The following is a 3354-nucleotide window of genomic DNA, read 5'->3' on the forward strand; positions in this document are numbered from 1 at the left end:
GTGCGTATCGTCACCGCTCTCGTGAGCCTCGGAGACCATATCTTCGATGGCAGCGACCGTGAGAAGGCCTGCCGTGAACGTCAGTGCCGCTAGCTTAAATGCCTCCGGCTGGTTCCTGAGTACGAAGTAAGCAAAGACGGCTGCCGAGAGCACAGGAATCGCGAAGGAAGCAGAGAGCAGTATCCGCTTGCTACGAGGGATTCCTTTATCTTTCATGGTGGCGATCGTCGCAAAGCCCTCAGGAACATCGGCGAGAACCTGACCCGCCGCCAGGATTATCGCGACCGACGGTGAGACCGCCGACCCCGCCCCGATCAGGAGGCCATCGCTGAACAGGTCGATGGATACGGCGATATAGATCATCCAGACACTCGTCTGACCGCCTTCTCCCTGCTGGCCTTGTCGCTTCTGGAGACTCTCAACGAGCTTCTCGATACCTACGTAAGCAATGCCGCCCAGCGCGAAAGCGAGGGCGATTACCCAGGCTGAGAGGTTCTCTAGCACGCGCGGCATGATTTCAACCGCCACCACCGCAATGACGAGGCCGGCAGCGCCGTGAAGGGCGTAATTGAGACGGCGCCCGGTAGTTCGGGAGGCCTCCGCAGCGAGCCCACCACTAAAATTGCCTAAGGCGGGCAACAGCGCCAGGCCGAGTACCAGCCAGATACTATCCATCATATTCCTCCCTTGGTTGATTCCTAGATACGCTACCTTGCTGGCTCCGAGCCTTCGCGCTATATGCTGTCGTTCAGGCCTAGCGCGCTTGTACAGCCACTTCGATCAAGTGTCCCAGGCATCGATAGCTGCGTACCGTGCAGCCTCACCCCTTGAGCGCCAGGATGCGCCGAGCGCCGTTGAGGACGATCAGGCCCACGATGGTACCGATAATCAGGTCAGGGTAGCTGGACCCCGTCCAGGCGACCAAGGCACCGGCGGCGATGACGCCCATGTTGATCACCACATCATTGGCCGAGAATATCCAGCTTGCCTTCATATGTCAACGACGGTTCAAATCTGACCCACTTATCGGCGATATCGACGGTTCAAATCTGACCCACTTATCGGCGATATCGACGGTTTAAAACTGACCCACCCTTGGCGATTAATTGTTGGTTAATAGATTCTGACTGCTGGCCGAGACCGGAGCGATACCCGCAGCGTTCTTGTCCTTCAGTCGGTAGCTTTCGCCACGGATCTGCACGATGTGCGCATGGTGTAACAACCGGTCTAATAGCGCTGCCGTCAAGGTTGTGTCATCGGCGAAGGCACGGGACCACTGCGAGAACGGCAGGTTGCTGGTTACGATGACACTGCCTTGCTCGTACCGCTTGGCGATGACATTGAAGAACAGATTGGCTTCTTCGCGGCCAAACGGCAGATAGCCGATCTCGTCGATGATCAGCAGCCGCGGAGCTAGCACGCTGCGCTTCAAGTACTGCTCTAGGCGTTCCTGTTTGCGGGCAGTTGCCAGTTGCAGCATCAGATCGGCTGCGGCAATGAAGCGCGTCTTGATGCCTTGAGCGATGGCTTTGTGACCCAGGCTGATGGCGAGATGGCTCTTGCCAACGCCACTGGGGCCGAGGAGTACGACATTTTCTGCTCGCTCCACGAAGGCCAAGCTTGTCAGTTCGTTCAGCTGTTTGCGCGGCGCTCCGCTGGCGAATTTAAAGTCATAGTCTTCGAAGAGCTTGCGCCCAGGGAAGCCGGCAAACTTGAGTAAGGTCTCGCGGGAGCGCAGGGACCGTGCGTCCAGTTCCAGGCGCAATAGCTGCTCGAGGAAGTCGGCCAAGGTGTCTTCTTGCGAGGCGCAACGGTCGGCCATGGCTGACCATTCGCTGGCTAGCGTGTCGAGCTTTAGGTTCGCGCAGGCGTGTTGGATACGCTGATGTTGCAGGTTCATGGACGCGCCTCCAGCAGCCGGTCATAGGTGCTCAGCGGATGCTGGAAGCTCTCCCTGGGCACAGGCCGTGCGGTGACTGGCATTTGCTCCAGACCCCGTTTTGCCTGCCGTGGCAAAGGTCTGAGCTGGAAGCGCTCCTGATCCAGCAATATCTGCGGCTTGATGCCGGTGGTGCCATGGATACGCTGATGCGCCACACGCTCGAGCCAGGGACCTATATGGGCATTGGCCGTGGCCACATCCAGCCGAAGCCCAGCCTGATTCAGAGTGGCTGCCATAGGCGTGATGAAGCTGTTTTTCAAGTAACCATTGAAGCGCTCGACCTTGCCCTTGGTGCGAGCTCTGTAGGGCCGGCAAGCGCGGGCGATAAAGCCATAATCGCGCGCGGTCGCCAGCAATTGCGCATTCCAACGATGCTGGCCTTCGCCGTAAGCATCACGTTCGATCATGATGGTCTTGGCGTTGTCGAACAGGATCTCCTGGGGGACCCCGCCGAAGTAATGACATGCCTCCTCGATCCCGCGCAACCAGTCATCCTGACGCTCATGCTCGGAAAACCGGACGTAGTTAGCGCGGCTATACCCCAGCGTGGCAACAAAGGCTTTGATCGTGCGCCGGTGACGAGAGATGGTCGTGAAATCGACCTGCATTTGCTTGCCTGGCGGCGTCTCGAAACGAACTACCGGATCAGGCACGGCCGTCTTGAACTCGGCGAGGTAGGTCTTGAGTTGAGTGATCCCGCCAGCGTAGCCACGATCCTGAATCTCGCTGAACAGAACCGTTGCCGGTATCCAGTGCGGTTTGGCCGCCTCGATCCGTGCTAGCAGATAGGTTTTGTAGGGCTCTAGCTTTGCTGGGCGAGCAGCCCGGTCCGGGTAGCTAGGTACAACGGTCAGGTCCCGCAGATACCTCCGCACCGTATTGCGCGACACTCCGAGTTGCTTTGCGATGGCGCGAATGCTGTTGCCTTGGCCATGTAATACATGAATTTCCACGAGTCTCTCCTGAGTCAACATCGGCCGCCGCTCTGGTCATTTGATTAGGCGGCCATTTTGCTTCAGGTGGGTCAATTTTAAGTCGACGTTGGTGGGTCAGTATTACTCCGGCGGTGACAATATGCGCGCCGCCTTCGCGGTGCTTGGATATCAACAGCAGGCAACCGGTATTGGCGATCAACGCGACGAAGGCGATCGCCATCATCATCAGCGATTCAGGCTCACTACCGAAAACAAAGCGTCGCACCACCTCGACGAGTACGCCGATAGCCAAAATCAGTTGCAGTACCCCTGCCAGATGCGCGGCACGTACCTGCATTTTCGCACTGCGCCCTACGGCATAGAGAGCCAGGCCATAGAGGGGTTCTAGGGATTTTCCCCTCTAAAGTAACATAGAACGCTACAGGTATTATATTATATGGTCTGTGGCGGTGGGTTACCTTCCAATATTCTGCCATC

3 protein-coding genes and 2 pseudogenes are annotated in these 3354 nt (G+C 57.7%); all 5 read right to left on the bottom strand.

Annotated features, from left to right (window positions below; translation table 11 throughout):
- The coding region (locus BIZ39_RS20915; RefSeq protein WP_262385825.1) for a ZIP family metal transporter at positions 1-678 on the bottom strand (678 nt) is incomplete at its 3' end.
- Between the two features lie 142 nt (positions 679-820).
- Positions 821-997, bottom strand: a pseudogene (locus BIZ39_RS20920) (sodium:proton antiporter); the annotation flags it as partial.
- A gap of 105 nt (positions 998-1102) precedes the next feature.
- The gene (gene istB, locus BIZ39_RS20925) at positions 1103-1900 is read right to left on the bottom strand and encodes an IS21-like element helper ATPase IstB (protein WP_187447982.1); all 798 of its coding nucleotides are present in this window, start codon (positions 1898-1900) and stop codon (positions 1103-1105) included.
- On the bottom strand, positions 1897-2916 hold the full coding sequence (gene istA / locus BIZ39_RS20930; RefSeq protein ID WP_187447983.1) for an IS21 family transposase: 1020 nt from the start codon (positions 2914-2916) through the stop codon (positions 1897-1899). The genes istB and istA overlap by 4 nt, the downstream gene beginning before the upstream one ends.
- A gap of 97 nt (positions 2917-3013) precedes the next feature.
- Positions 3014-3256: pseudogene (locus BIZ39_RS20935) on the bottom strand (sodium:proton antiporter); the annotation flags it as partial.
- Between the last annotated feature and the right edge of the window lie 98 nt (positions 3257-3354).

The organism is Alteromonas sp. BZK5 (assembly GCF_014349115.1).
In the GTDB taxonomy this organism is placed as follows: domain Bacteria; phylum Pseudomonadota; class Gammaproteobacteria; order Enterobacterales; family Alteromonadaceae; genus Alteromonas; species Alteromonas macleodii.